Origin of the sequence: Paenibacillus sp. FSL R7-0198 (genome assembly GCF_038000415.1) — a bacterium.
Taxonomy (GTDB): domain Bacteria; phylum Bacillota; class Bacilli; order Paenibacillales; family Paenibacillaceae; genus Paenibacillus.
The window spans coordinates 6,325,684-6,351,326 of the sequence record NZ_JBBOCB010000001.1; the positions used below are offsets into that span (position 1 = coordinate 6,325,684).

Annotated in this window: 29 protein-coding genes; 28 read left to right on the forward strand and 1 reads right to left on the reverse strand. The window is 42.2% G+C overall.

Annotated elements, in window-relative coordinates:
• Nucleotides 1-4: 4 nt before the first annotated feature.
• A complete protein-coding gene (locus MKY87_RS27915) occupies nt 5-1,816 on the reverse strand; it encodes a cache domain-containing sensor histidine kinase (RefSeq protein WP_340967024.1) in 1,812 nt (603 codons plus the stop codon).
• A 241-nt stretch (nt 1,817-2,057) separates the two neighbouring features.
• Between MKY87_RS27915 and MKY87_RS27920 the strand changes: the two genes are divergently transcribed.
• The 28 genes from MKY87_RS27920 (at nt 2,058) to MKY87_RS28055 (ending at nt 25,635) form a co-directional block, all read left to right on the forward strand.
• Nucleotides 2,058-3,080 (forward strand): ABC transporter substrate-binding protein, encoded by a 1,023-nt coding sequence (locus MKY87_RS27920; protein WP_340967025.1) that lies wholly within the window; start codon nt 2,058-2,060, stop codon nt 3,078-3,080.
• 85 nt (nt 3,081-3,165) lie between these two features.
• Nucleotides 3,166-4,677, forward strand: a complete 1,512-nt coding sequence (locus MKY87_RS27925; protein ID WP_340967026.1) for a sugar ABC transporter ATP-binding protein — start codon at nt 3,166-3,168, stop codon at nt 4,675-4,677.
• Nucleotides 4,678-4,681: 4 nt separating this feature from the next.
• A complete protein-coding gene (locus MKY87_RS27930) occupies nt 4,682-5,725 on the forward strand; it encodes an ABC transporter permease (RefSeq protein WP_340967027.1) in 1,044 nt (347 codons plus the stop codon).
• Nucleotides 5,715-6,689 (forward strand): galactofuranose ABC transporter, permease protein YjfF, encoded by a 975-nt coding sequence (gene yjfF, locus MKY87_RS27935; RefSeq protein WP_340967028.1) that lies wholly within the window; start codon nt 5,715-5,717, stop codon nt 6,687-6,689. The genes MKY87_RS27930 and yjfF overlap by 11 nt, the downstream gene beginning before the upstream one ends.
• 108 nt (nt 6,690-6,797) lie before the next feature.
• On the forward strand, nt 6,798-7,850 hold the full coding sequence (locus tag MKY87_RS27940) for an ABC transporter substrate-binding protein (RefSeq protein WP_340967029.1): 1,053 nt from the start codon (nt 6,798-6,800) through the stop codon (nt 7,848-7,850).
• Between the two features lie 218 nt (nt 7,851-8,068).
• Nucleotides 8,069-9,133 carry a polysaccharide deacetylase family protein gene (locus MKY87_RS27945; RefSeq protein WP_340967030.1) on the forward strand — a complete coding sequence of 355 codons (1,065 nt, stop codon included), beginning with the start codon at nt 8,069-8,071 and terminating at the stop codon, nt 9,131-9,133.
• 194 nt (nt 9,134-9,327) lie between these two features.
• Entirely contained in the window at nt 9,328-9,858 is a 531-nt protein-coding gene (locus tag MKY87_RS27950) for an AAA family ATPase (RefSeq protein WP_340967031.1), read from the forward strand.
• 29 nt (nt 9,859-9,887) lie between these two features.
• On the forward strand, nt 9,888-10,238 hold the full coding sequence (locus MKY87_RS27955; protein WP_340967032.1) for a DUF952 domain-containing protein: 351 nt from the start codon (nt 9,888-9,890) through the stop codon (nt 10,236-10,238).
• A gap of 74 nt (nt 10,239-10,312) precedes the next feature.
• The gene (locus tag MKY87_RS27960; RefSeq protein ID WP_340967569.1) at nt 10,313-10,798 is read left to right on the forward strand and encodes a GNAT family N-acetyltransferase; all 486 of its coding nucleotides are present in this window, start codon (nt 10,313-10,315) and stop codon (nt 10,796-10,798) included.
• Nucleotides 10,799-10,810: 12 nt separating this feature from the next.
• Nucleotides 10,811-11,341, forward strand: a complete 531-nt coding sequence (locus tag MKY87_RS27965; protein ID WP_340967033.1) for an AAA family ATPase — start codon at nt 10,811-10,813, stop codon at nt 11,339-11,341.
• 127 nt (nt 11,342-11,468) lie between these two features.
• Entirely contained in the window at nt 11,469-12,014 is a 546-nt protein-coding gene (locus MKY87_RS27970; RefSeq protein ID WP_340967035.1) for a GNAT family N-acetyltransferase, read from the forward strand.
• Nucleotides 12,015-12,448: 434 nt separating this feature from the next.
• Nucleotides 12,449-12,973 (forward strand): GNAT family N-acetyltransferase, encoded by a 525-nt coding sequence (locus tag MKY87_RS27975; RefSeq protein ID WP_340967037.1) that lies wholly within the window; start codon nt 12,449-12,451, stop codon nt 12,971-12,973.
• A 2-nt stretch (nt 12,974-12,975) separates the two neighbouring features.
• Nucleotides 12,976-13,518: a GNAT family N-acetyltransferase gene (locus MKY87_RS27980; protein ID WP_340967039.1), complete on the forward strand. Its 543-nt coding sequence runs from the start codon at nt 12,976-12,978 to the stop codon at nt 13,516-13,518.
• The gene (locus MKY87_RS27985) at nt 13,515-14,084 is read left to right on the forward strand and encodes a hypothetical protein (protein ID WP_340967041.1); all 570 of its coding nucleotides are present in this window, start codon (nt 13,515-13,517) and stop codon (nt 14,082-14,084) included. The genes MKY87_RS27980 and MKY87_RS27985 overlap by 4 nt, the downstream gene beginning before the upstream one ends.
• On the forward strand, nt 14,081-14,539 hold the full coding sequence (locus tag MKY87_RS27990) for a GNAT family N-acetyltransferase (protein WP_340967042.1): 459 nt from the start codon (nt 14,081-14,083) through the stop codon (nt 14,537-14,539). Before MKY87_RS27985 ends, MKY87_RS27990 begins: the two co-directional genes overlap by 4 nt.
• 155 nt (nt 14,540-14,694) lie before the next feature.
• The gene (locus MKY87_RS27995; protein ID WP_339784369.1) at nt 14,695-15,162 is read left to right on the forward strand and encodes an NUDIX domain-containing protein; all 468 of its coding nucleotides are present in this window, start codon (nt 14,695-14,697) and stop codon (nt 15,160-15,162) included.
• Between the two features lie 150 nt (nt 15,163-15,312).
• Complete coding sequence (locus tag MKY87_RS28000; protein ID WP_340967044.1) at nt 15,313-15,846, forward strand: GNAT family N-acetyltransferase; 534 nt, start codon at nt 15,313-15,315, stop codon at nt 15,844-15,846.
• Nucleotides 15,843-16,478: a hypothetical protein gene (locus MKY87_RS28005; protein WP_340967045.1), complete on the forward strand. Its 636-nt coding sequence runs from the start codon at nt 15,843-15,845 to the stop codon at nt 16,476-16,478. The genes MKY87_RS28000 and MKY87_RS28005 overlap by 4 nt, the downstream gene beginning before the upstream one ends.
• A gap of 51 nt (nt 16,479-16,529) precedes the next feature.
• Nucleotides 16,530-17,558: an alpha/beta fold hydrolase gene (locus MKY87_RS28010; RefSeq protein ID WP_340967046.1), complete on the forward strand. Its 1,029-nt coding sequence runs from the start codon at nt 16,530-16,532 to the stop codon at nt 17,556-17,558.
• A gap of 26 nt (nt 17,559-17,584) precedes the next feature.
• Nucleotides 17,585-18,001, forward strand: coding sequence for a hypothetical protein (locus MKY87_RS28015; protein WP_340967047.1), 417 nt, complete (start codon nt 17,585-17,587; stop codon nt 17,999-18,001).
• 207 nt (nt 18,002-18,208) lie between these two features.
• Nucleotides 18,209-19,396, forward strand: coding sequence for a glycoside hydrolase family 5 protein (locus tag MKY87_RS28020; RefSeq protein WP_340967048.1), 1,188 nt, complete (start codon nt 18,209-18,211; stop codon nt 19,394-19,396).
• A 202-nt stretch (nt 19,397-19,598) separates the two neighbouring features.
• Nucleotides 19,599-20,138, forward strand: a complete 540-nt coding sequence (locus MKY87_RS28025) for a GNAT family N-acetyltransferase (RefSeq protein ID WP_340967050.1) — start codon at nt 19,599-19,601, stop codon at nt 20,136-20,138.
• Nucleotides 20,139-20,313: 175 nt separating this feature from the next.
• Complete coding sequence (locus tag MKY87_RS28030; protein ID WP_340967051.1) at nt 20,314-20,589, forward strand: hypothetical protein; 276 nt, start codon at nt 20,314-20,316, stop codon at nt 20,587-20,589.
• 11 nt (nt 20,590-20,600) lie between these two features.
• Nucleotides 20,601-21,401, forward strand: coding sequence for a phosphotransferase (locus tag MKY87_RS28035; RefSeq protein ID WP_340967053.1), 801 nt, complete (start codon nt 20,601-20,603; stop codon nt 21,399-21,401).
• Between the two features lie 237 nt (nt 21,402-21,638).
• On the forward strand, nt 21,639-22,520 hold the full coding sequence (locus tag MKY87_RS28040; protein WP_339784352.1) for an AraC family transcriptional regulator: 882 nt from the start codon (nt 21,639-21,641) through the stop codon (nt 22,518-22,520).
• Between the two features lie 22 nt (nt 22,521-22,542).
• Nucleotides 22,543-23,814 carry an ABC transporter substrate-binding protein gene (locus tag MKY87_RS28045; RefSeq protein ID WP_340967054.1) on the forward strand — a complete coding sequence of 424 codons (1,272 nt, stop codon included), beginning with the start codon at nt 22,543-22,545 and terminating at the stop codon, nt 23,812-23,814.
• Nucleotides 23,815-23,905: 91 nt separating this feature from the next.
• Nucleotides 23,906-24,811 (forward strand): carbohydrate ABC transporter permease, encoded by a 906-nt coding sequence (locus MKY87_RS28050; protein ID WP_338594050.1) that lies wholly within the window; start codon nt 23,906-23,908, stop codon nt 24,809-24,811.
• Nucleotides 24,811-25,635 carry a carbohydrate ABC transporter permease gene (locus MKY87_RS28055; RefSeq protein WP_340967055.1) on the forward strand — a complete coding sequence of 275 codons (825 nt, stop codon included), beginning with the start codon at nt 24,811-24,813 and terminating at the stop codon, nt 25,633-25,635. Before MKY87_RS28050 ends, MKY87_RS28055 begins: the two co-directional genes overlap by 1 nt.
• Nucleotides 25,636-25,643: the final 8 nt, after the last annotated feature.

Consider the following 25,643-nt stretch of genomic DNA (forward strand, 5'->3'; position numbering starts at 1 on the left):
TTTTTCAACGGTTAACCTCCTTGCTTTTGGGGATACGAATCATAAATGTGCTGCCTTCCATATACGTACTTTCCATTTCAACGCCATAAGCTGGTCCAAAATAGAGTCGAATCCGGTGATGTACATTGAGCAGACCAAATCCGCCTTCCTGCTCGTCATCTTGGGGTGAACGGGAACCGGCCGGCTTCTCCAGCTCTTCACGTAATTGTGCCAATCGATCCGCAGACATGCCAATTCCGTTATCCTGTACGGTGAGAATGATGCTATTGTCCTCTACATATCCGTGTATGGATATCAGCCCTTGACCACGTTTGTTCTTAATTCCATGGTAGAGCGCGTTTTCAATCAGGGGCTGCAGCGTCATTTTTAAAATGGGATAGTCCTGAAGCTCACAGTCAACGCTGATCTCGTAGGTGAGAATATCGTGGTACCTCATCTGTTGAATGACCAAGTAACTCCGTGCATGTTCAAGCTCGGTTTGAATGGACACCCAGTCGAATCCTTTGTTCAGACTCAAACGAAAGAACTTCGAGAGGGCCTGGACAAGCTTAATTACATTTTCTTTTTTCTCTGCTTCAGCCATCCATAGAATGGATTCCAACGTGTTATAGAGGAAGTGAGGGTTGATCTGAGCTTGCAGCGTACGTAATTCAGCTATTTTTACCTGTTCATTCTCTCGAATGCTCTTTTCAATTAGTGTTTTGAGCTTATCAAGCATCACATTAAAGCTTTTGCCCAGATCAGCAATTTCGTCCGAGCCGTGTGGTGTGACTTTGGCTTCCAAGTAACCGTTTGCAGCTTTACGCATCTTGTTCATCAGAATCCGGATGGGCAGAATCAGTCGATTATTTAGGAAAAAATATAACGATATCGCAAAGAACGCACTTAACAAAACGGTAATGATGATCAATTGGCGAATGCTATTGGCCTCTGCAATGATTTCCTGATAAGGAGCTACCCCGATCATTTTCCATCCGGTCTGTTTTGAGGTGCTGTATACAACAAACTGGGGCTTGGATCCTGCAGACAGGATAAAGCTGTCGTGCTGTAGATGTAAAGGAATCGATCGGATCTGATCCATCGTGGTTATGGATGCCGGGGTGGCATCCGGCCTGAAGAGTGTATTTCCGTATTGATCACTAATATAGAAAAAACCGGAATCCTTAATAGGGGTATTTGTCAAAAAATCATCAATGAACGAATCATTCAAATCAATTACGATGAACCCGATGACCTCATGCGTAATCCGCTCTTTGACCGTGGTTATAATTGAAAGCGCATTCTGTTTAGGGTAAGCAAACCCATCCAGCCTGTTATATTCGGCATAGGCTGCAGAATGAGGGATGCGCAGAATGGCATCCGGATACTGTATCAGATACTTGAAGTACGGGTTACGCAGCGGATTTCGTTCCAGCTTGAACACGCCTTTTCGTTCACTTATGCCTTTTCCATAGAAATTCACGAACGAGATATTAAGTACCTTGTCATACTTGTAGGTTTCCCGATAAAGATTGTATGTCTGAAGGATGGCTTTGGCTTCCGGGTAGGACTCCGATTGAGAATACAGGTATTGAAGCACCTGCGGGTTCTTGCCGAGTTCAAGCAGCCGTTCCGTATCCTCAAACAAGATGTCAATATTCCTGGCAAGCTGGTCGGCAACCAGTTGTGTCGATGCCTTGTTATGATTGGATACGACCGTATAGGATTTGTGGTAAGAAATCAATCCAACCACGATCAGTGGTACTGAACTGAGGATGATAAACATGCTGAGTAATTTAAGCCTGAGGCTTGAAGCAATCCACTGAATGAGTTTCAACGTATTCCACTCCATCTGAAGGGATCAAAAATGTACCATTAGTATAACATGATTTTCTAATATATAAGAGATTCGCTAAATACTACACAATTAAACAAAGAAACTACACTTTTTAAATCTCATTTTTTGAAATTGCTAAATTATTACATCAAAAAAGCATGAGACTCCATATAAGCTTAAAATGAAAGCGTTCTATAATGTGATCACACCACAAGGTGAAACGAAAAGGGAGGATCACAACATGCGAATCAAAAAAAAGTGGGGACTTGCCATAACATTGGCTATGGTGATGCTGGTTAGCACGGCATGTAGCAGTACGAATGGAGGAACAGGCTCCGATAATGCAACTTCAACAAATGGGGAGGGCAGTACACCTGCCAGCGCCAAAACCATTACGCTTGGTTTTTCGCAGGTTGGTGCAGAGAGTGGCTGGCGTTCGGCAAATACCAAGTCGATTCAGGATTCAGCCAAAGAAGCAGGTTATGATTTGAAATTTTCGGATGCGCAGCAAAAGCAGGAAAATCAAATTAAAGCTTTGCGATCCTTCATCCAGCAGAAGGTGACGGTAATTGCATTTTCCCCTGTTGTGGAATCCGGTTGGGATACCGTATTGAAAGAAGCGAAGGACGCAGGCATTCCCGTGATTTTGACGGACCGCGCTGTGGATTCGCCAGATAAAACCCTCTACAAAACCTTTATTGGCTCCGACTTTGTAGAAGAAGGACGCAAAGCAGGTCAGTGGCTTATTGACCAATACAAGGACACACAAGACGAGATCAATATCGTTGAGCTGCAGGGCACAACAGGCTCCGCACCCGCGAATGACCGTCAAGAGGGCTTTATGGAATTGATTGCTTCCAATTCGAAGCTTAAAGTGATTGCTTCACAATCAGGTGACTTTACCCGTGCCAAAGGCAAAGAAGTCATGCAAGCTTTCCTCAAAGCACATAAAAAAATAGATGTTCTCTATGCACATAATGACGATATGGCACTTGGTGCAATTCAGGCCATTGAAGCGGCAGGACTGAAACCAGGCGTAGATATCACCATTATCTCTGTAGATGCCGTGAAGGATGGGATGCAGGCTGCTGCTGATGGCAAAATCAACTTTATCGTCGAATGTAATCCGTTGTTAGGACCTCAATTAATGGAAGCGGTTCAAGCGGTAGTGGACGGGAAAGATATCGAACCCCGGATCGTAACGGATGAGACAACTTTCACATCGGAGCAAGCCAAAGAAGCATTGCCAACACGCGAATATTAAAAGCAGATTCGTATAACACCGAAAAGTCATTTTTCGACCAGGCTGTCGCTAAATGACTTTTTTCCATAACAAAGGAGAGGGTTATATGGCCGAGCAAGCACCGATTTTGCAAATGACAGGCATCACCAAACAATTTCCCGGGGTTAAAGCGCTGTCCAGCGTCAGCTTTCGCTTGTTTCCGGGCGAGATTCATGCCTTGATGGGTGAAAACGGAGCGGGGAAGTCGACGCTTATTAAAGTTCTGACCGGCGTTTATTCCATTGACGAAGGAACGGTAACCATGGATAACCGTGATCTCTCGATCTCCGGTCCGCTTGAAGCGCAAAAGGCGGGAATCAGTACCGTTTACCAAGAGGTCAATCTCTGTCCGAACTTAACGGTTGCTGAGAATATTTTCATCGGTCGGGAGCCGATACGATTTGGCAAAATCAATTGGAAGCAAATGAACAAAGATGCGGAGAACCTGCTGCGAGACAGATTACATCTGTCCATCGATGTTAAGGCTCCTTTACAGACCTATTCGGTCGCGATGCAACAACTGATTGCAATTGCCAGAGCACTCAGCATCTCGGCAAAAGTGCTCATTTTGGATGAACCCACATCCAGTCTGGACAAAAACGAGGTTCAGCAACTGTTTCGTATTATGCAGAAATTAAAGAGTGAAGGTCTCGCAATTCTTTTTGTCACTCATTTTCTTGATCAGGTATACGAAATGTCGGATCGTCTAACGGTGCTCCGTAACGGGGAATTGGAAGGAGAGTACATAGCCGCAGAACTTCCACGCATGGAACTGGTGCTCAAGATGATCGGCAAGGAGCTTGAGGTGCTTGAGGAGCTTCCGAAGGAAGCGGATGCTGCCCAGGCGGAGTCGGGAGAACTATTAATTACCGCTAAGGCACTTGGACGCAAAGGAGCAATTGAGCCTTTTGATCTGGACATTCGCAAAGGAGAAGTCGTCGGCTTGGCTGGGTTATTGGGGTCTGGTCGTACCGAGATCGCTCGCCTTTTCTTTGGTGCAGATCGTTCAGATGTAGGCAAGCTGCTCGTTGTAGATACAGGAAGTACGGTCAAGTCGCCGCGTCATGCAATTGATCAGAATATTGCTTTTTGCTCCGAGAACCGTAAAACCGAAGGCATAATCGATGATTTGACCATTCGGGAGAACATTATTCTGGCTTTACAAGCGACACGAGGCTGGTCCAAACCAATCTCACGCAAGAAACAGGATGAGATCGCCGAAAAGTACATCAACCTGTTAAATATCCATCCGAAAAACCCGGAGCATTTAATTAAAAATCTGAGCGGCGGTAATCAGCAAAAGGTGTTGCTTGCTCGGTGGCTGCTGATGAACCCCGATCTGTTGATTCTCGATGAACCTACGCGTGGAATTGATATCGGTGCCAAGACTGAAATACAGAAGCTGGTGCTCTCTCTGTCGAAGCAGGGCATGGCCGTGCTGTTCATTTCGTCCGAGCTGGAAGAAGTGATTCGTGTCAGCCACCGGATTGCCGTAATCCGGGACCGCAAAAAAGTGCAAGAACTTAGCGGGGATCAGATCCATCAACAGCAAATTATGAAAGCAATGGCAGGAGGTTAAAGAGATGGCGGGCAAGATGCGTAAACATCATTTGTTTTGGCCGTTATGTATGCTTGGTTTACTTTTAATCTTTAATTTGCTGTACTCACCAGATTTCTTCTCCCTCGTCATGCGTGAAGGGAATCTGTATGGCAGCTTGATTGATATTCTCAATTTCGGAGCACCTTTAATTCTGGTATCGATCGGTATGACGCTGGTCATTGCGACCGGAGGTATCGATTTGTCCGTGGGCTCCATTGTAGCGATCTCCGGTGCCGTGGCTTGTATGAGCATTAGCAGAGGAGTAGATCAGAGTTCCTTCGGGCTTGTGTTGGGTGCACTCGGATTATCTATAGGTCTCTCCCTGATCTTGGGCATGTGGAACGGGGCGCTTGTTTCGGTTGCCCGAATCCAGCCCATTATTGCAACGCTTATTCTGATGGTAGCCGGACGTGGGATTGCGCAATTGATTACGAGTGGACAGATTATTACTGTATCCAATGCAAACTACGCCTATATCGGGGCCGGTTCGCTTGCAGCATTGCCTTTTTCCATCTTCATCGTATTAACTGTCCTGCTTGTTGCCTCACTGTTGACGAGAAAAACGGCACTGGGACTGTTTATCGAATCGGTCGGAAGTAACGCAAACGCGAGCCGACTAGCGGGTATTCGTTCAAAAACGGTTATTCTCACGGTATATGTCTTCTGTGGGCTGTGTGCCGGTATTGCCGGGCTTATTCTCAGCTCGAATGTATCCAGTGCGGATGGCAATAACGCAGGTCTGTGGTATGAACTTGATGCCATTCTTGCTGTCGTCATCGGGGGTACTTCGCTCAATGGTGGTCGTTTCTATCTAATGGGTACCGTCGTTGGAGCACTCATTATCCAAACCTTAACAACGACGATCTATATGATTGGAGTCCCGCCAGAAGTTACGCTGGTTGTCAAAGCCTTTGTAGTACTTGCCGTATGTTTGATTCAATCCGATTCATTCCGCAATTCCATGGTGATCCGTTGGAAAAAACGGAAGTTTCCAGCCGAACAGGGGGTTAACCGCCATGTTTCTTAATCGTAAGTATCTCCCAGTCTTTGTCACTTTCGGCTTGCTGGCCGTGATGTTTGCCATAGGCTCTTTCCGATATACGGGGTTCTTTTCCACACAAGTCCTGTTTAATCTTCTCATTGATAACGCCTTTCTGATTATCACGGCGATTGGCATGACTTTTGTGATTGTATCGGGAGGGATCGACCTGTCGGTTGGTTCTGTCATTGCGCTGACAACCATCATTAGCGCAAGTCTGGTCGAGAAGCAGGGCTGGTCGCCTGCCATCGTTATACCGATGGTGCTTGTCATGGGCGCGTTGTTTGGTACAGTCATGGGGGCTATCATCCACTATTTTAAAATTCAGCCCTTCATTGTGACGCTGGCCGGCATGTTTTTGGCACGGGGGCTGTGTTATGTCATCAGTCTCGACACCATTACCATTACGAATCCATTTTACACACAGGTTGCACAGGCGAAAATTTCCCTGCCAGGGGGCAGCTTTGTCTCCATTAATGTGATTATTGCACTGGTTATTGTACTACTCGCGATCTACCTGGCACATTACACCCGGTTTGGGCGCAACGTTTACGCCATCGGCGGAAGCGAGCAATCCGCGTTGCTCATGGGACTGCCGGTTGCACGTACCAAAATCCTGGTGTACACGTTCAGCGGTTTGTGCTCCGCGCTTGCCGGTGTTGTCTTTACCTTCTATATGTTATCCGGTTATGGATTACACGCCATGGGTCTTGAACTCGATACCATCGCGGCTGTTGTGATAGGAGGCACCTTGTTAACAGGTGGTGTGGGGTATGTAGCGGGAACCTTTATTGGTGTATTGATCCAGGGGGCTATCCAAACTATAATTAGCTTCGAAGGTACGCTCAGCTCATGGTGGACCAAGATTGTGATTGGTCTGATGCTGTTTGTTTTTATTTTGTTCCAGCGACTTCTTAGCGGGCGGCGAGTATCCTCGAAATCACTGCATTAAATTGATCGAATGAAATGATATTGAACACGGATACCGAAACAATGATATAACAATATGCGCTCTGCATTGGTGAATGCTGAGCGTAACATGGAGATGGGGGATACGTGAGTGAGAAGACATGTGAACGGGTTGTGTTTGTTCATTCTACTGCTGCTTGTCGGCTGCACAACCCCTGAGTCTGAATCTGTGCCTCCTCCCATCTCGTCTAACAACTTGGAAACTCTTCCCTCCGTTGAGGAATGGATGGAATCAGCGGTAGCAAGGGATACCTCTACGAAACCGATTGTCTTGGGTTTTTCACAACTGGGCAGAGAGAGTGCCTGGCGTCTGGCGAACTCCACGTCTATTCGCAATGCTGCGGCTGAATCGGGAATCTCCCTTGTAATAAAAAATGCAGAACAGTCTCAGACGAAACAGTTCGAGGCTGTTCGGTCGTTCATCAGGCAAAAGGTGGATGTCATTGCCATTGCACCGGTCGTGGAATCGGGCTGGGATGGTATTCTTCAGGAGGCCAGGGATGCAGGTATACCCGTGATTATCGTAGACCGGTCAGTTGATGTCAAAGATACTTCACTTTTTGTAACAACGATTGGATCGGACTTTTATGAGGAAGGTGTGAAGGCCGGGAAGTACATTCAGGATCGGATGCGAAATCATCCGGGTTTGATACGGATTGCCGAACTGCAAGGCACGAGTGGTTCTACACCCTCTATCCAGCGTGGCGAGGGCTTTAGAAGCATTTTTGACACCAGAGCAGATATCATCTTCTCACAAAGTGCTCCTGCCGATTTTACGGAGGACAATGGGAAACAAGTGATGAAAGAATTCCTTCAGGTCCCGGAAGACAAACGGCCGCAGGTTCTTTTTGCCCATAATGATGAAATGGCGTTTGGCGCCATACAAGCGATAGAAGAGGTTGGGCTGAAGCCGGGAGAGGACATTATCATTGTCTCGGTGGACGGCTCCCGCAAAGCACTTGAAATTCTGGCGAGTGGGAAAATCAACGCTGTGGTGGAATGTAACCCGCTGCTTGGTCCTCAGCTTATGCAGGCTACAAAAGAAATTATTGCAGGGCGTACACTCCCGAAGCGCATGGTGCCCCCGGAGGACATTTTTACACAGGAGAGTGCTAAACGGGAGATGTACAACAGGCGATTCTAGAATTCGTGAATAAATAGAACATTTTGGATAAAATTCAATTTACTTTAAATAAACTTATCGTTTATACTGAACTCACCTTGAACTAAAGCTCTTATCTATGAGAAAGGACGTAGCGGATTATGTGTATATGAAAGCGCTTTTTTTGAGGGTGAAAGTTTGATAAAGAGAGGGAGTGTAGAAGGTAGTATGCTGTGAATATATTATGAGGAGGTAATTTTATGTTTAAAGTAAAGCTAGCAAAGGCGGTAATATCTCTCGCGCTTTTCGGTACCTTATTTTCTATTCCGGCGGTACCCGATGCTCGTGCTGCAGATGCAAGTTGTCCGAATGGTTATGTAGGTTTGACGTTTGATGATGGCCCATCTGGAAATACAACAAACATGCTTAACGCGTTGAAGCAGGCTGGCTTACGGGCAACGATGTTCAATGTTGGACAAAATGCACAAAATAATCAATCTCTTGTTTCTGCACAAGTAGCAGCTGGTATGTGGATTGGCAATCATTCCTATACACATCCAAACATGACTACATTAAACAGTTCTCAGATGTCGTCAGAGATTACTCGGACACAGCAGACGATCCAGTCTATTACCGGAAGTTCACCTAAACTGTTCAGACCTCCTTATGGTGCGACAAATGCGACCTTGAAATCCGTTGTGAGCCAAAACGGCCTGAAGGAAATACTGTGGAACGTAGATTCCCAAGACTGGAATGGTGCCAGCGCAGCCCAGATTGTAGCAGCAGTGAACACGATGAAAAGTGGTGACGTCATTCTAATGCATGATCAGTACCAGACGACACTTCAAGCCATTCCGCAGATTGCACAAAATCTGAAGAATCGCGGCCTTTGCTCCGGTATGATCTCATCAACGACCGGTCGGGCAGTTGCACCCGATAGTAGCACTACGAATCCGCCAAGTAACGGAACAAAAGTGGAAGCTGAGAATATGACCAAAGGTGGGCAATACACCGGCAATATCAGTTCTCCTTTCAATGGCGTGGTCCTTTATGCTAACAATGATTTGGTTAAATACACTCAGAATTTTGCAACGAGCACTCACAATTTTTCACTTCGTGGAGCTTCAAACAATGCCAACATGGCGAGAGTTGATTTGAAGATTGGCGGACAGACGAAGGGAACCTTTTACTTTGGAGGGAGCTCTCCAGCGGTCTATACCCTGAATAATATCAGCCATGGGACGGGAAATCAGGTCATTGAGTTGGTTGTAACAGCCGATGACGGGACATGGGATATATATATCGATTACTTGGAAATACATTAACAAGCTCAAGGTTGATTGAAAAATAATACACGATGATGAGATCCCGTTGGGTTGACCCCAATGGGATCTCATCATGTTTTTGGACATTTTGTAACACAAAAGTGGAGGGAAAACATTTATAATGGATGAAATTGAGGATAGGGAAAATTTGGTGTGTATTGAAACCATTTATGGAATAGGAGTGGATTGACCACATGATCATTATGATTAACGGAGCGTTTGGTTCGGGGAAAACTTCTGCAGCAGAAGCACTTCAACCTTTGATTGCAAACAGTATGATATACGATCCTGAAGAAATAGGTTATATGCTGAGAAAACTTCTTCCGGAGAATTGTAGAGAGGAGAGGGAACGTACGGATGATTTTCAAGATATCGATCTATGGAAGATTCTAACCGTAAAGACAGCTAAAGAAGTAAAGCAGAAATACAACAAACACTTAATTATCCCTATGACCATCTATAAAGAGGAAAACTTTAATTACATTTATAACGGGTTGAAAGAGATCGATCAGGACATTCATCATTTTTGCCTAACGGCTAAAGAAGAGACGATTTATCATCGTTTGGCTAAACGCGGAGATGAATATGGAGGCTGGCAGTATCAACAAGCACCAAAGTGTGTTGAAGCTTTCAAGGATGAACAATTTCAAACTCGCATTATTACCGATCATTTGGAGACTAGTGAAATCATAGAACTCATTTTGAAGAAGGTCCTATCCAAATAATTATCTTACTTATTAAGGAGGATTTTAGGATGATGATTGTACATGTACTCTCAAGAAAAGATTGGGAAGCCGCGTTGATCAATGGGGTATACAGAGCAGCATCTTTAGAAAAGGAAGGTTTTATTCATTGCTCACCTGTGGATAAGATCGTAGCTGTGGCTAATTATAATTACCACGGGACAAAAGGGTTAGTATTACTTTGCTTGGATGCATCTAAAATAAAATCAGAAGTTATATGGGAAGATCTGTATAATGAAGGCAGGGAATATCCTCATATTTACGGTGAGTTAAATCTTGACGCTGTATCTCATACATATGATTTTGAGCCTAATGAAGAAGGGAGATTTTCGCTACCTCCTGATTTAGAGAACATGCAGTGATGTCAGATTTCTTGGATAGACGCTGGTTTCGTTGAAGAAATTGAACAGAAGAGGATGGAACCTAATTGACGACTGTGACTTTTGAAGAGGTAACCGAACAGCACCTCCCTGAAATTAGAGAGATTTATAACTATTATGTAATGAATACAACGATTTCGTTTCATACGGAGGAATTAAATCTTGATCAGATTAAATCCTCTGTAATGAACAAAGATACACGGTATAAAACTTATGTAATGCTTGAAAGCAATCAAATGATGGGCTATGTTCTGATCACCCAATATAAGAGTAAACAGGCATATGACATTTGTGGTGAAGTCACCATATATCTAAAGCACGATATTTTGGGAAAAGACTTGGGGAAACAAGCACTAGGTTTCATTGAGAAGGTTGCAAAAGAACAAGGATTCCATACCTTAATTGCGACAATTTGCATGGAGAATACAAGAAGTAAATCATTATTTGAGAGAAATGGTTATGAACAATGTGCTCTGTTCAAAGAGATTGGATATAAATTCGATAGAAAACTGGATATTGGAAGTTTCCAAAAGATATTGTAAGGAGAATAAGAAATGAGTAAAAACCTATATATTATATCTGGCCCCCCTGGAGTAGGGAAATCTACAACTTCCAAGCTGCTGGTTCAGACTTTAGATAAAAGTGCCTACATTTCTGGAGATGCGGTTAGTCACTTTCCGGTCAAAGGGAGAGGTAAACCCTGGCTTGATAAGGATACAAACGACTTAACTTGGAAAAATATATCTAGCCTAGTGAAAAACTTATTGGATTATAAATACGATGTAGTGCTGGACTATGTGGCCTTTCCGGAAGACATGGATGGGTTAATGACAGAATTGGCAGACTATCATGTTCGCATAATCTATGTTGTATTAATGGTTGATCGTCAAACCATTATTCGTAGAGACCGTCTAAGAGCAGAAGAATATCAAATGAAAGAAAGAAGTATAATTCTGCTGGATGAGTTTGAAAATCATCCGGATCTGAGAGTAGATAACAAGCTGTATACGAGTCATTTTACAGAAGCACAATTACCTGGAATAGTAAGCGAAATTATAAAAAATGAGAAATATCGATTGAAATAACTGTACTGTTATTATGCTTCGAATTGTAAAAATGCACGAGCGTTGAATAACTAATACAAGGTAGAAAAGCGTTGGGTTTTATTAAGAATGGTGCAAAAGAAAAAAAGATTAGCTGGGAGGATTATCGATGTCTCGTATTTATGGAGAAAGGATTGTGTTAAGAGAATACCAGGATTCTGATGTGGATTACATCAAACAATGGGTGAACGATCCGGAAATCACAGGGACATTATCAGATAATTTTTTGTATCCTCATTCGAGTTATGAGACAGAAGTCTTTTTCAGGAAAATGGTTGAAGGCAAGTCTTCGAATAAAAGTTTTATTATCGGGTTAAAGGATTCGCTAGATTATATAGGCCAGATCGATTTGTACAAAATTGATTATAAAAATCGCTTTGCATGTTTAGCAATTGTAATAGGGAGAAAAGAATTTTTAGGTAAAGGTTATGGAAGTGAAGCAATCCGTGTACTACAGAAGTTTGTCTTCGAAGAGCTAAATTTAAACAGATTGGAACTTGAAGTGTACGAGTATAATGAGATTGCTTACAAATGTTATTTAAAATGTGGGTTTAAAGAAGAAGGAAGATACAGAAAGAAGATATATAAAAAGGGGAAATACTGGGATAGTGTTTGCATGAGTATCTTAAAAAGTGAATATGAGCAATTGGGTTGAATAATCTCTCAAATGTATAACGGATGAGAATGATACGAGGACAAAACTATCGGTCTGGTGATAAAGGAGCTTTGGATTAACTGCTAAGGTTTGATAGACCTTCCCATGCTTTCGTTGATATGCGTTAACATAGCGTTGAGTTTAGTGTTAGGTGCTAATGCCAACGAACCTGACACGTCTTATTCGGGGATTTGAAACGCCTTTCGAAATCTAAGGAATCTGAGACACGCTATATCAGAAAAAATAGCCTTTTGTAGCGTTTTTGTCAGATGATTTTGGGAAATAAGATGTCTCATGTTCCTTACAATCTTAAAAGAGGACGTGAAGGCCGAATAAGATGTCCTGTGTTCCTTAGAAAATCGCCTGAGTTTGAAGACACACTCTAGTCCGCTTCCCCATGATATGTGAATGTTTATGAATACGATTACATCTTTATGAATAAAAAAGGAGCTGAGAGAAAGATGGAGACAGAACGACTTATATTGCGGAAATATACCAAAAATGATTTCGATTTACTTTTTGAGATGACACGCGAGCCGAATATGATGAAATTTATAAGACATGGCGGACCCTGGACGAAGGAAGAAACCATGCAAAGCCTTGAAAAGTACATCAACTGGAATAAAGACGATAAGGGGTTGTTCCTCGCATTTAATAAAGAGGATACCAAGTTAATTGGAACCTCTGGACTGATTCCTCAAATCATTGAAGGCACTGATGAGCTTGAAGTTGGTTACTGGGTTATCGAGCAATACTGGGAAATGGGTTACGGATATGAACAAGCAAAAGCGTGGAAAGAGTATGGCATGGATCACTTGAAGAAGAAAAGATTAATATCTTTAATTCAACATGGCAATGTGGGTTCTATGAAAGTCGCGCAAAAGAATGGCATGAAACACGAGAAGGACGTAGACATCATTGGGAAAAATGTAGCAGTGTACTCGATTGAGGTGAAGTGAATATGACTCCATTTCCTGAATTAGAAACCAAAAGATTGCTGTTAAGAGAGATTAAACAGAGTGATTCCCAAGACATATTTCAATATTTTTCTTCAGATGAAGTTACAAGGTTCTACGATGTAGAAAGTTTTACGAATACAAAACAAGCAGAAGAACTCATACAAAGATGGAATGAACGATTCGAAAATGGTCAGGTCATCCGCTGGGGAATTGCTTTGAAGTCGGATGGTAGAATTATTGGAACATGCGGATTTCATGGTTGGATGAAGCAACATCATAAAGCCGTGATGGGATATGAATTAGCACCGGAGTTCTGGCGGCAGGGTTACATGACCGAGGTAACTCAGAAAATCGTTGAATATGGATTCAATAACCTTGAATTAAATAGAATTGAAGCATTTGTAGAGCCAGAGAACGCGGGATCAAGAAAGTTGCTTGAGAAAATTGGGTTCAGTGAAGAAGGCATATTGAAAGAGAATTTTATTTGGAAAAATCGATTTGTTGATAATGTCATCTATGCATTTTTGAAGAAAGAATATGTATGAAAATACGAATTATTGGATCTTGCGGTAGTGGGAAATCAACATTAGCCAAAGAATTGTCGGATAAATACGGTATTCCTTCCTATGAATTAGACAATCTCATATGGGACAGAAGTGCCGAAAATCTGAGATATCCTGAACATGTTAGGGATGAATCTGTCCAATCTATTGTCAGTTCAGAGGCTTGGATCATAGAAGGAGTACAGTGCAAAGATTGGACAATAAAGTCCATCCAGGAAGCGGATTTGATTTTTGTATTAGCTCCAAATGTTTTCATTAGAGATTATCGGATTATAAAGAGGTTTGTATTGTCCAGAATGGGACTGCAACCGTGGAATTACAAGCAGTCATTCACGGACTTATGCAAGATGATTGTAAAATGGAACCATCAATATAATATAGAAGAAGTTATATGTTCAATTAATGAAAACCATAAGACTGCAACAATCACGAAGAATAAAAAACAAGTGATACAGTTGATTGAACATCATTTGAAAGTGGTTGTAAGTGAGAGTGAAAAGAACCTTAGAGGTAATCAAAGATTATCGAAAGAGGAGATACAGTGGTGAATATAAAAATTCAACCAGTCACACGAGAGAATTGGGAAGAGGCGCTGAAAATCTCTTTGTATGAACACCAAGCGTCATTAGTTCCGTCCGTTATTGAGGGAATCGCTTACGCCTATGTAAAACCGTGGGATGAAGCATTTGATCCTTACGTACTTGAGATCGATGGGAAGGTATTTGGTTTCTTTTATCTAAGTTATACGCCAGATAGTACAGATAATTACTGGATTGGTGGTTTTCAAATCGATCAATCCTATCAAGGTAAAGGAATGGGAAAGCGTGCTTTAAGAGCCATTCTAGATTACATTACGAAACAGCATCCGTTGTGCAAGGTTATTTCATTAACGGTTGAACGGAATAATGAAATAGCACAGAACTTGTATAAGAGCATGTTGTTTATCAGTGAGAATAGAACCAATTCAGATGATGAAGTGATCTACAGGTTGGAAATAAAATGATAGACTCAGCATTTCAGAGGGCAATATATCTTTGTTAACCAAAAGCGAGGATTGGTTGCGGTATTCACAACGATTATATCCGATGATAGTTTGTTACCACTTCAATGGTTTAACAATTATATATTGACAGAATAGTTGTTTATGGGAGAGATAACATGAGCCACTGGTTTGATCTAGATGAACTTGATCCAGAGTTAATCAAATTTGCAGTTATGATCGCGAAATACAATAATAAATTCATCATTATAAAAAATAGGAAAAGAGGAGGTTGGGAGATACCAGGAGGCAACAAAGAAATAGGGGAAACAATTTTACACACGGCAAGTCGAGAACTCTATGAAGAGACAGGGGCAGTACGCTTCGAATTAATACCTTATGGTGTATATGAATGGAATGGGAGCTTTGGTATGGTTTCTTATGCTGAGGTTAAATTGCTGGAGAGCTTACCGGAGTCTGAAATTGATGAAATAAAGCTTGTGGATGTATTACCTGAAGGTATGAACTTCGGAGATATGTTTTATCATTTCTCGGATAGATGGGATGGACTTGAGAACCATAAGCTTAAGAAATACACTATCGAAATAAATCATTTGAATGAGTTACCTGAAATTAAAATAAGCTAGTTTTAGTTGGAGGAGCTCTGTTTTGAAACTAAAAGAGATGAAAAGAATTAGTGAAAATTTTTTACGAAAATAGTTTTTGATAAATACAGACTTCGATCTATAAACCATAGATTTTAGAAATAATATGTAGAAAGAGAGATGGCAACAATCATGATAACGTATAGAACGTTGACCCTTGATGATGTGAATCAGCTGCAGGAAATAGATCGCTCGGAACATATTGATCTCATCTATGAAATGAGAGAGAACCGATTGGTTGAGCTTGAACAAAATCATGAGTGCTCCAACTGGGATGAGATGCTTTTAAAAGAGATTCAAAATCGATATGTGTACGAATTAGAACAAGGTGGCATGGCATATGGCGCGTTTGCTGACGATCAATTAATCGGATTTGGAGTGCTGGCACATCAATATAGAGGAAAAGAACGAAATCAATTACAAGTTGACTTGATGTATGTCTCACGCGGGTACAGAAGACAAGGTATTGGAAAACGTATTCTAAACGAGTTAGGTGAAGAGGCTAAGAAACGTGGTGCACAGTATCTGTATATCTCCTCCACAGAGACGAAATCAGCGGTATCCTTTTATAGAAGTCAGGGCAGTCAGATTGCAAGCGAGATTGATCAAGAACTTTATGACAAAGAGCCGAAAGATATACACATGATAAAGGAGCTGGGCCCATGACAACGGTTGGGATACTCGGAACCATTCATAGTCCAGAACTCAGAGAGCGATATCATTGTTCCCTTTCCCTTTACAAGGATGTGATCACTGAGTTTAAACCAGATCTCATTTGTGGTGAAGTTCATCCGCAGAGTTGGTTGAGGTACCTGAAGGACAAACATGATAGAGGATACTGGGGAGAACCAGCTAGTGAGTATTGGGAATTGGTCTTCCCTTTATGCGAGGAGCATAACATCCCATTTGTCCCTATTGATTGGTTTGAATTGGATGTGTGGAATGCTTTTGATCCATTCAACGGTTATTCGGGCGTGGAACGCCAAGAACTTGAACAACGGGATGATCATTGGTTTGCAGAGCAAATGGAGACGTATCAGTTTGGCGAGATTCCTTTTAATTCAAAGGAGTTTGATCGGGTAACCAGACAAAAATATGAATGGTTGCATCAGGTAAACGCGAAGGTACAGAACTTTCGCTGGGTGGTCCGTAATCAGATTATGGTTCAAAGAGTCAAAAATACAATTGAAGCTCATCCAGGAAAACGAATCCTCTGTATCGTAGGAGCCGATCACAATTACATATTCCAAGAAGAGCTGGTGAAAGAACCCGTTGAATTGCTGTATCCGTTACGATAAATGAACCGTTGGTAGAATGACAAATGAAACTTATTATTTAAGGAGCATTACATGCGAAACAAAATACGTAGAACACTCAAATACAGCATTTTCAGTATTATGTTAATGATTATAGTAGCTCTGATATTTCCCACATGGACACCCAAAATTAAAGGTGAAAACAGCATCAGCATGTTAGAGCAGGTCGAAATTAACGGTACAGGACATGAAGTCATGATCAGGGGTGTTGATCGGACTAATCCTATCCTGATTTTTGTGCATGGCGGGCCGGGATGCTCGGAGATTCCGTACGTAAGGAAGTATCAGAAAGAGCTTGAGCAACACTTCACGGTGGTGCATTACGATCAACGTGGGAGTGGGAAGTCCTATCACTTTTTTGAGGATTACTCGAATCTGACAACAGATGTATTAGTAGATGATTTGTTAGCGTTAAGGGATTATGTATCTAAGGAGTTAAATCAAGAGAAGGCTATATTAATTGGTCATTCATTTGGTACATACATCGGGATGAAAGCTGCGGCTAAAGCACCCACTCAGTTTCACGCTTATATAGGCATTGGACAGATGGCTAATACACTTCAGAGCGAACTGGAAAGTTTGGAGTACACGTACGAGCAAGCGAAACAAGCTGGTAATGAAGATGATGTTAAAAAACTGGAGCTAATCCGCAGCTCGATCGAGCAAGGAAAGGAACTTACGCCTAGAATTTTGTTGCAAAAGTACGGTGGTGCAGCCAGACTCATCAACGAGAATAGAGATTATATTTCAGGATTCCTTTTAAATCCCGAATATAATGGGCTGGATATGATTCGCTTTTATACAGGGATGTTCAGTTCACAAGACATCTTACTGAAGGAAGCATTTGATCAAAATTTACCTGATATTGTTGATCATCTGGAGATTCCTACCTATTTTGTAACGGGTAAATATGATTATATGACTACTGCGAATGCAGCACGTGATTATTTTGACGTATTGGATGCACCGATCAAAGACTTCATTGTATTCAACGAGTCAGCGCATTACCCACAGTTTGAGGAGAAAGAAAAATTCGTAAAGTGGTTAAATGAGCGATTTTAATATGCATTGAAAGGAGCAAGATCATATTGTTAAGTGAATTCATTGAGCTTGAAGAAGAGAGTGATGAGAGTTACCGGTGTTACACTCTGCAAAATACAGTGCAAATATTTAAACATTGCATACAGGATGAGGATTTAAATGACGTCCGAATATATGTGTCCACTAACACACCGTTTGATTCAATGGTTAATAAAATAGAAGACTACATTAAGTGGTTTTCTATTTGTGAGACTGTCTTTCGAGAATATTATGAGAATGAACTTCAGGAAAAGGTACATCAGAATTGGTTTAATGAGATTGAAGTCTATCGTGTGGATATCACATTTAACGGTATAACCGACTACGGCGCAACAATATCTTGCGGAGATCATATTTCGCGCGATCACATCATGATTATTGATTTTGATAGAGAACAAATTCAAGCAATCCACTTAAACGGATAGATGGATTATTTTGTAGTAAATAGTCACAAAAAACAATAAAGATATCGCTTTATTTTCCATAAATGTGTTATTATGTTGGTGTCGGGCGAAAAATTCATTTGTTTGATCGATAGGGAGAGGAGGCACGTATTCTCGAATCATTCAATCTGTATGGATAGATTAACTGCACTGCTTGTTAAAAATAATAGAATAAGCGGAGGTATGGTTATGTTCAAAAAATGGAAGAGATTTGGCGTCAGCAGCTTGGCGCTTGTGTTAGTGGCTGCCGTAGCCTTTACCGGATGGAGCCCTAAAGCATCAGCAGCAGACGCTTCGCAAGTGGTGGCTGAGATGGGTGCAGGATGGAATCTCGGCAATCAGCTGGAAGCAGCGGTGAACGGTACACCGAATGAGACAGCTTGGGGTAATCCTACAATAACTCCAGAGTTAATCAAAAAGGTAAAAGCGGCAGGATTCAAATCCATTCGTATTCCCGTTTCCTATTTGAACAACATTGGAAGCGCTCCCAATTATACAATCAATGCGGCATGGCTGAATCGAATTCAGCAAGTCGTGGACTACGCGTACAATGAAGGTCTGTATGTTATTATCAACATCCATGGCGATGGGTATAATTCCGTCCAGGGTGGATGGCTGCTCGTGAATGGTGGCAATCAGACTGCCATTAAGGAAAAATACAAAAAGGTGTGGCAGCAGATTGCCACTAAGTTTAGCAACTACAATGATCGTCTTATTTTCGAATCCATGAACGAAGTATTCGATGGTAACTATGGCAATCCAAACTCGGCGTATTACGCCAATCTGAACGCATACAATCAAATCTTCGTGGATACGGTTCGTCAGACTGGTGGTAACAACAATGCCAGATGGTTGCTGATTCCAGGCTGGAATACCAATATTGACTACACTGTTGGTAACTATGGCTTCTCTCTTCCGACAGATAATTACAGATCCTCGGCTATTCCTAGTTCGCAGAAGAGAATCATGATCTCGGCCCACTATTACTCTCCATGGGACTTTGCAGGTGAGGAAAACGGCAATATCACACAGTGGGGTGCAACGGCTACGAATCCTGCCAAGAAGTCTACTTGGGGACAAGAGGATTATCTTGAATCACAGTTCAAGTCCATGTACGACAAATTTGTAACTCAGGGCTATCCTGTAGTGATTGGTGAGTTCGGTTCCATTGATAAAACGTCCTACGATTCCAGCAACAATGTATATCGTGCTGCATACGCAAAAGCAGTTACCGCAAAAGCTAAAAAATACAAAATGGTTCCTGTTTATTGGGATAACGGGCATAACGGTCAACATGGATTCGCATTGTTTAACCGTTCGAATAATACCGTGACGCAGCAAAATATCATTAATGCGATCATGCAAGGTATGCAATAATTTACCATATGGCTGTATTCATACAAACGGCGTGTTCCTCCAAAAGGGACATGCCGTTTTTTGTGTTACCCGAGAGGGTTTGAACAACATTTACCAATGCATTTTACATAAGCCACATACAGAGTTCATTAAATGCCACAATAGCTTTTATATACTTAATTTGCTTGATATAGCGAACTAAAAGGACTAGGTGGTAGACAGAATGTTAAAAAAACGTGATTTGCAGGAATGCCATTCACTGTACAGCTTAATGATGGACCCCGCAGTTTCTCCTTACGTTCGTTATGCATGCCAATCGTATGAGGAATATCTATTCCTGACCAAACAATTGATAGCCGAAGAAGAGCAAAAGACAGTGATTTCCCGAACGATTTTGAATGAAACAGGTCAGCCTATTGGAACCATAGATCTATATCACATTGAGCATCAAACCGGTTTTTTAGCCACATGGATTGGATCACCGTTTTTTGGAAATGGGTATAGCCAAAGAGCCAAATCAGCCTTCTTTGTTGAATTGTTTCTGGAACATGGGATTGAAACGGTATTTATGAAGATACGCAAGCAAAATATAAGATCCAGAAAAGCCGTACAAAAACTGCCTTATGTGAAATTAGCCAATGATGTGTATCCAGATGTATATCAACAGATCAACATGAATGAACAGATGTATGATCTGTATTATGTTGGACAGTCAGCCTTTTTCGAAAATAGTATGGATCTGCACCAAGTGGTAGCTACGTAACATATTCAGAGAGCATAAACAGCGGCGTCAGAGATGACGGCGCTATTTACTATGATGAGATTGAAAATGGAACATATTTGGACATAAATGCAGGAATATGGAATAGAGAATCGAAAGTCACATAAGTAGATAAAGCGTATGCAATATTGTGTGCGGTTAATGTAGGAGGCATGAAATGAATAATATTAACAAGATTTTGGGTGTAGTCCTCATGCTTGGCAGTGTGTTTATTTCAACAATGGAGAGAATTTCAATACGAGTCTCTGTCGCTATAGTAGAAGCAGGATACGCTTCAGGAGGGACCAACGTACCCCAGTTTGCTCAGACGAACGAGCATCCAACAGGTTTACTCGTATACTTCATGTTCTTTGTTGGATTCATACTATTGGTCGCGGGATTCCCGGGGAGTTATAAGAAAAATCGTAATCATGGGCATAACAAGGAAGTTTAGCTTGAGGAGGGATGAAAGTGGCCGAACAGGAGGAAGTGTTATCGGGAGGTAATGTGAATAAGGTCGTCAGAATAGGTGAGACGGTTCGCCGGCATGCGAAACCAAATCCATATGTGATTGAATTGCTTTTACATCTCGAAAAAGTTGGTTATGATCATGCCCCTCGATTTCTGGGAATAGATGAACAGGGGAGAGAAACGCTCTCTTACCTCGAAGGCATCGTTCCAGGCAATGATTATCCTGATCTAGAAGAGTATATGTGGTCAGACGAATCTCTGATTGAAGTCGCGAAACTGTTGAGAAGTTACCATGATGCGACCGTTGGATTTACAACAACATCAGTATCAACGAACAGATATCCAGGCCTAACTGAAGATGAAGTTGTATGTCATAACGATTTTGCGCCGTATAATGTGGTGTACAAGGATGGCCGTCCTCATGGCATTATTGATTTTGATATGGCGGGTCCAGGTCCGCGAATGTGGGATATCGCCTATGTCTTGTATACATCCGTTCCACTCGCAGAATTTTCACCAAAGATGGACGGAAAGGGTGTAATGCCATACGCTAGCCAGGCGCACGGAACTATTCGAAAAGAACGGATTGCCTTATTTATGGCTACGTACGGGCTGAGTGTTCCAGCAGATTTGAAGGATTGGGTCATATCCCGTATCCGTTTCATGTGTAAAACACTGACTGATCGTGCGGCGGATGGAGATGTCGCTTTTATGAAGATGGTCGAAGAGGGTCATCTGGCCCACTATGAGAAAGAAGTCATTTTTCTTGAAAACCATTGGGATGAATGGGTTTGAGAGGTAATGCTAATAGACCGCGTGATAGCCTACGGGCTGGACAGCGGTTTTTTTGTTTTCATCTTTCAAGTCCCTATGAATTCCTTTCTAATCATTTTCAACAATTGTGATCAACAATACAGCAATATAGTTCAGATTAGAACGAAATAACTGTGATACAATTCATTGTAAAGCGCTATCATTGCAAATTATTAAACTATATTGCTTTTTATATTCTAGGAAGGGAGATCTTTACTGATGCTAACCATACACACCCCGACGAATATTGCTTTGCAGGAAAATGAAGTTTATGTGCGATCTGAAGCAGATAATTTTCAGGATGAATGGCCTGTTCATACGCATAATGGGTATGAGATACATTATTTTATTCAAGGAGATGCAACCTTTCTAATCGGTGACCGAATATATAAGCCGCTGCCTGGAGATATGTTTATATTCAGAGGCGGTGTGCCCCACCGAATCAATCCTTCAAGAGAAATCGTGTACAAGCGAAGTTTTGTCAATTTCACGGAATTATTGCTTTTGGACATGCTTGCTGTCAGTCAGTTGGAGAATCTGATGTCCATATTCCGTCATCCCAATGGGTTATTGGTGCATTGGCCTCCGGAGGAGCGTGAGCATATCACAGCTGTATTTAAGGGAATCAAGGAGGAGATGGGGGCAGGAAATACAGGGTACAAAACAATGGTCAAATTAAGTCTTACCCAATTGCTACTGCGGATTTACCGGAAAACAACCAGTGAGCAATCCGCCAATCCTATCTTATGTTCTTCCCAGAAGCAGACAAGCGTGAGCCGGGTTCTTCATTATTTAAACCAGAACTACACGGAGAATGTTTCGTTGGATGAACTGTCCAAAACACTCCATTTGAATAAGTACTACATTTGTCACTCTTTCAAAGAGACGACGGGATATACCATAAGCAATTATGTTATACGGAAAAGAGTTGCAGAGGCCAAAAAATTGTTGCTGTCTACGGATGCGCCGATTTTATCCATATCTGAGACGCTAGGTTTTAACACACCTGTATATTTTAGCAGGGCCTTTAAACAATATGTGGGTGTATCACCACAGTTATTCCGTAAAAGTGAATTGCTCAACGAAGCCAAAATTCATTAGACCCTTCCAAGGAGATGTTGATATGACAAGAAGAACAACGTTTAAGCTCATCACTAGCATGGTATTGGTCATGTTACTCATCGTATTAACTGCTTGCGGAAATTCGGGTACCAATGCTAATTCAAAACAAACAACTCTGGATTTCCTGTGGTTCTCTGACGGAAAAGAAGGAGAAGTCATCAAGGAAATCATTAAAGAGTATGAGCAAACCAATACCAAGGTTAAAATCAACCTGATTGAAGTTGGCTTCAAGGATATCCAAACCAAATTAAAAACAATGTTATCCGGTGGAAAGCCACCTGCCCTGAGCCGGGTCACGGATACCGGATCATTTGCTAATCAGGCGGTTGATCTGACACCCTACGTGGACAATGCGGATCAATTCAAGGATCAATTTATTGACTCACTTAAACCTTATTATGTTATTAATGACAAGCTGGTAGCGGCGCCTATGGATGTTACAGCGAATGGGCTTATTTATAACAAAACCTTATTTGATAAAGCGGGCGTCAAAGTACCGACCTCTCCTGACCAGGTATGGACGTGGGATGAATACACAGCTGCGTTAAAACAGGTTATGGACAAAGGCGGAGCACGTTATGGCATGGTATGGGATGTCACACCGCATAGATGGTCCACTCTTTTGTATCAGAATGGCGGAAGCATCTTAACGGAGGATGGCACTGCGGCAGCGATTAACAATGAAGCCGGAATCCGTAGCATGGAGCAGTTCAAGCAGCTTCATCAAGAAGGGAGCATGCCCGAATCCGTATGGCTCGGAGGGGAAAATCCGAACAACCTGTTCCGTTCCGGGACGGTGGCTACCCACTGGGCTGGCAACTGGATGATCAGCAATTACAAGGATATCACCGATTTTGAATGGGGAGTCACCTATATGCCAAAAGGAACACAACGTTCTTCAGTACCAGGCGGGAAGTTTCTGATGGCTTTCAAAGGCAGCGGATATGAGCAGGAGGCAGCAGAATTTATTGAATACTTAACGTCCAAAGAAGTGAATTCAAAATATAACCAGGAATCATTGTTTATGAGTCCGCAGAAGGACAGCTCTGTATTGAATTATGAATTCGGCAAGGAGATGTTTGAAATTTTCGCGGATGAACTGAAGAACAGTTCGCCTCTTGCAGCTAATGACTGGTCCAGACAGACCATTATATCCAAAATTTCAACGGACCTGAAAAATAATATTGTTGAGGTTCTATCCGATAAGGCAACTCCGCAGGAGGCTTTGGATCGAACAGCCAAGCTGATTAACGAGGCTATTGGCAGTCAATAAACGTAAAGTCATTTGGATAATTCGCATAACAGGGGCTTATCGATACCTGTAAAGCCTCCCTCTCGAATAACGATAAGGAAGGGGCAAGCAGATGAGTGAAGAACAACGATTAAACAGGAATACGCTGGCAAAACAGAACAGGAAGCTCGTTATTGCTCCTTATCTGTTTATACTTCCCAACCTCCTGATCTTTGGAACTTTTATCGTATTTCCCTCTTTATTGGGCCTCTATTATTCCTTCCATGTCTATGATGGATTGAACCCGATGAAGTTCAACGGGCTGGACAATTATATCAAAATTATAGGAGATCGGGAATTTTGGTCGACCATCGGACGAACGGGGATTTATGCAGCAATTGTTGTCCCGCTAATATATGCAGCAGCGTTAGGCATTGCTTTGCTACTTGCACGCGAGATTAGAATGCGCGGGTTCTTCAGGGCCGTATTTTACTGGCCGACCATGATTTCTTACATTATCGTAGGATTGACCTGGAAGTGGATTTTCGGAGATTCATTTGGCATTTTGAATCATCTGTTAACCGTGGTTGGTGTGGAACCTGTCGGCTTTTTAACCTCTTCCTTTTGGGCAAATACGGCTGTAATCATCGCGACAGTATGGTCACGTGCAGGCTTTTTCATGGTCATTTTTATCGCGGGTTTGCAGGCTATACCTACGGATTATTATGAGGCTGCCCGCTTGGACGGGGCAACGGGAATGAAGGTGTTTCGCTATATCACGCTTCCGTTGTTGAAGCCCACAAGCTTGCTTGTTGTTATGCTGACTCTGATTGACGCGTTCAAAGCATTTCCACTTATGTTTGCGCTTACAGGTGGTGGTCCGGGCAAAGATACCACCTATATTGTTCAATATATTTATGAGATTGGCTTTAACAGACAGGAGCTTGGTCTGGCCAGTGCCATGTCGGTGATACTGTTTATCCTTATTGGTGGATTCTCGGCTCTGCAATTCCGTCTATCAAAAGGAGGGGCTACGTAATGGTAATGAAGCCTATGATCAAAATCTTCATCTACAGTCTATTAAGTGTTGCCGCAGTGGTGTGGCTCCTGCCTGTCCTGTGGGTCGTGATATCTGCTTTGAAAACGAATAGCGATCTGTACAGCTTCCCTCCAAAGCTATGGCCGCAGCCAATCACCTTCGAGCATTTCAAGGAGGCATTCAGTAAAGGCGATTTTGGCTTGTATTTTATGAATAGTACGATCGTAACTGTAAGCTCAACGCTGCTACTGTTATTGATTAACTCCATGGCAGGTTTTGCATTGGCGAAATATCGCTTCCGCGGAAGCGCGATCATATTAATCGCTTTTGTCTCAACACTCATGATTCCGATTGAGGTAATTATGATCCCCATATTCAAGGTGCTGAGTGCACTGGGGCTGTATAATAGCCTGCTCGCGATTATTATCCCGCCAGCAGCAACCCCAACAGGTGTATTCCTTATGCGGCAGTATTTGTTGTCCGTACCAGACGAGCTGTTGGAAGCTGCCCGGATGGATGGAGCCGGTGAATGGAAAATTTACTGGAGCATTATTCTTCCGATAGCGAAGCCAATTCTTGCGGTGCTCGCAATCTTCTCCTTCATGTGGAGATGGGATGATTTTGTATGGCCGTTAATTGCGATTAGTGATCCATCGAAATATACGATCCAGCTTGCACTCTCTAATTTTATTGGTGAATACAACGTGGATTGGGGAAGTTTGCTTGCGATGTCCGTCATCACGATGCTTCCAGTACTGATTGTTTTTATGGTTTTCCAGCGATATTTTGTCAGCGGCATGATTACTTCAGGAATGAAAGGATGAGTTGAATG

Coding starts and splice junctions, on each gene's coding strand:
- MKY87_RS27920 (WP_340967025.1), top strand. CDS start 2,058: ATGCGAATCAAAAAAAAGTGGGGACTTGCCATAACATTGGCTATGGTG.
- MKY87_RS27925 (WP_340967026.1), top strand. CDS start 3,166: ATGGCCGAGCAAGCACCGATTTTGCAAATGACAGGCATCACCAAACAA.
- MKY87_RS27930 (WP_340967027.1), top strand. CDS start 4,682: ATGGCGGGCAAGATGCGTAAACATCATTTGTTTTGGCCGTTATGTATG.
- yjfF (WP_340967028.1), top strand. CDS start 5,715: ATGTTTCTTAATCGTAAGTATCTCCCAGTCTTTGTCACTTTCGGCTTG.
- MKY87_RS27945 (WP_340967030.1), top strand. CDS start 8,069: ATGTTTAAAGTAAAGCTAGCAAAGGCGGTAATATCTCTCGCGCTTTTC.
- MKY87_RS27950 (WP_340967031.1), top strand. CDS start 9,328: ATGATCATTATGATTAACGGAGCGTTTGGTTCGGGGAAAACTTCTGCA.
- MKY87_RS27955 (WP_340967032.1), top strand. CDS start 9,888: ATGATGATTGTACATGTACTCTCAAGAAAAGATTGGGAAGCCGCGTTG.
- MKY87_RS27965 (WP_340967033.1), top strand. CDS start 10,811: ATGAGTAAAAACCTATATATTATATCTGGCCCCCCTGGAGTAGGGAAA.
- MKY87_RS27970 (WP_340967035.1), top strand. CDS start 11,469: ATGTCTCGTATTTATGGAGAAAGGATTGTGTTAAGAGAATACCAGGAT.
- MKY87_RS27975 (WP_340967037.1), top strand. CDS start 12,449: ATGAATAAAAAAGGAGCTGAGAGAAAGATGGAGACAGAACGACTTATA.
- MKY87_RS27980 (WP_340967039.1), top strand. CDS start 12,976: ATGACTCCATTTCCTGAATTAGAAACCAAAAGATTGCTGTTAAGAGAG.
- MKY87_RS27985 (WP_340967041.1), top strand. CDS start 13,515: ATGAAAATACGAATTATTGGATCTTGCGGTAGTGGGAAATCAACATTA.
- MKY87_RS27995 (WP_339784369.1), top strand. CDS start 14,695: ATGAGCCACTGGTTTGATCTAGATGAACTTGATCCAGAGTTAATCAAA.
- MKY87_RS28000 (WP_340967044.1), top strand. CDS start 15,313: ATGATAACGTATAGAACGTTGACCCTTGATGATGTGAATCAGCTGCAG.
- MKY87_RS28005 (WP_340967045.1), top strand. CDS start 15,843: ATGACAACGGTTGGGATACTCGGAACCATTCATAGTCCAGAACTCAGA.
- MKY87_RS28010 (WP_340967046.1), top strand. CDS start 16,530: ATGCGAAACAAAATACGTAGAACACTCAAATACAGCATTTTCAGTATT.
- MKY87_RS28020 (WP_340967048.1), top strand. CDS start 18,209: ATGTTCAAAAAATGGAAGAGATTTGGCGTCAGCAGCTTGGCGCTTGTG.
- MKY87_RS28025 (WP_340967050.1), top strand. CDS start 19,599: ATGTTAAAAAAACGTGATTTGCAGGAATGCCATTCACTGTACAGCTTA.
- MKY87_RS28030 (WP_340967051.1), top strand. CDS start 20,314: ATGAATAATATTAACAAGATTTTGGGTGTAGTCCTCATGCTTGGCAGT.
- MKY87_RS28035 (WP_340967053.1), top strand. CDS start 20,601: ATGAAAGTGGCCGAACAGGAGGAAGTGTTATCGGGAGGTAATGTGAAT.
- MKY87_RS28040 (WP_339784352.1), top strand. CDS start 21,639: ATGCTAACCATACACACCCCGACGAATATTGCTTTGCAGGAAAATGAA.
- MKY87_RS28045 (WP_340967054.1), top strand. CDS start 22,543: ATGACAAGAAGAACAACGTTTAAGCTCATCACTAGCATGGTATTGGTC.
- MKY87_RS28050 (WP_338594050.1), top strand. CDS start 23,906: ATGAGTGAAGAACAACGATTAAACAGGAATACGCTGGCAAAACAGAAC.
- MKY87_RS28055 (WP_340967055.1), top strand. CDS start 24,811: ATGGTAATGAAGCCTATGATCAAAATCTTCATCTACAGTCTATTAAGT.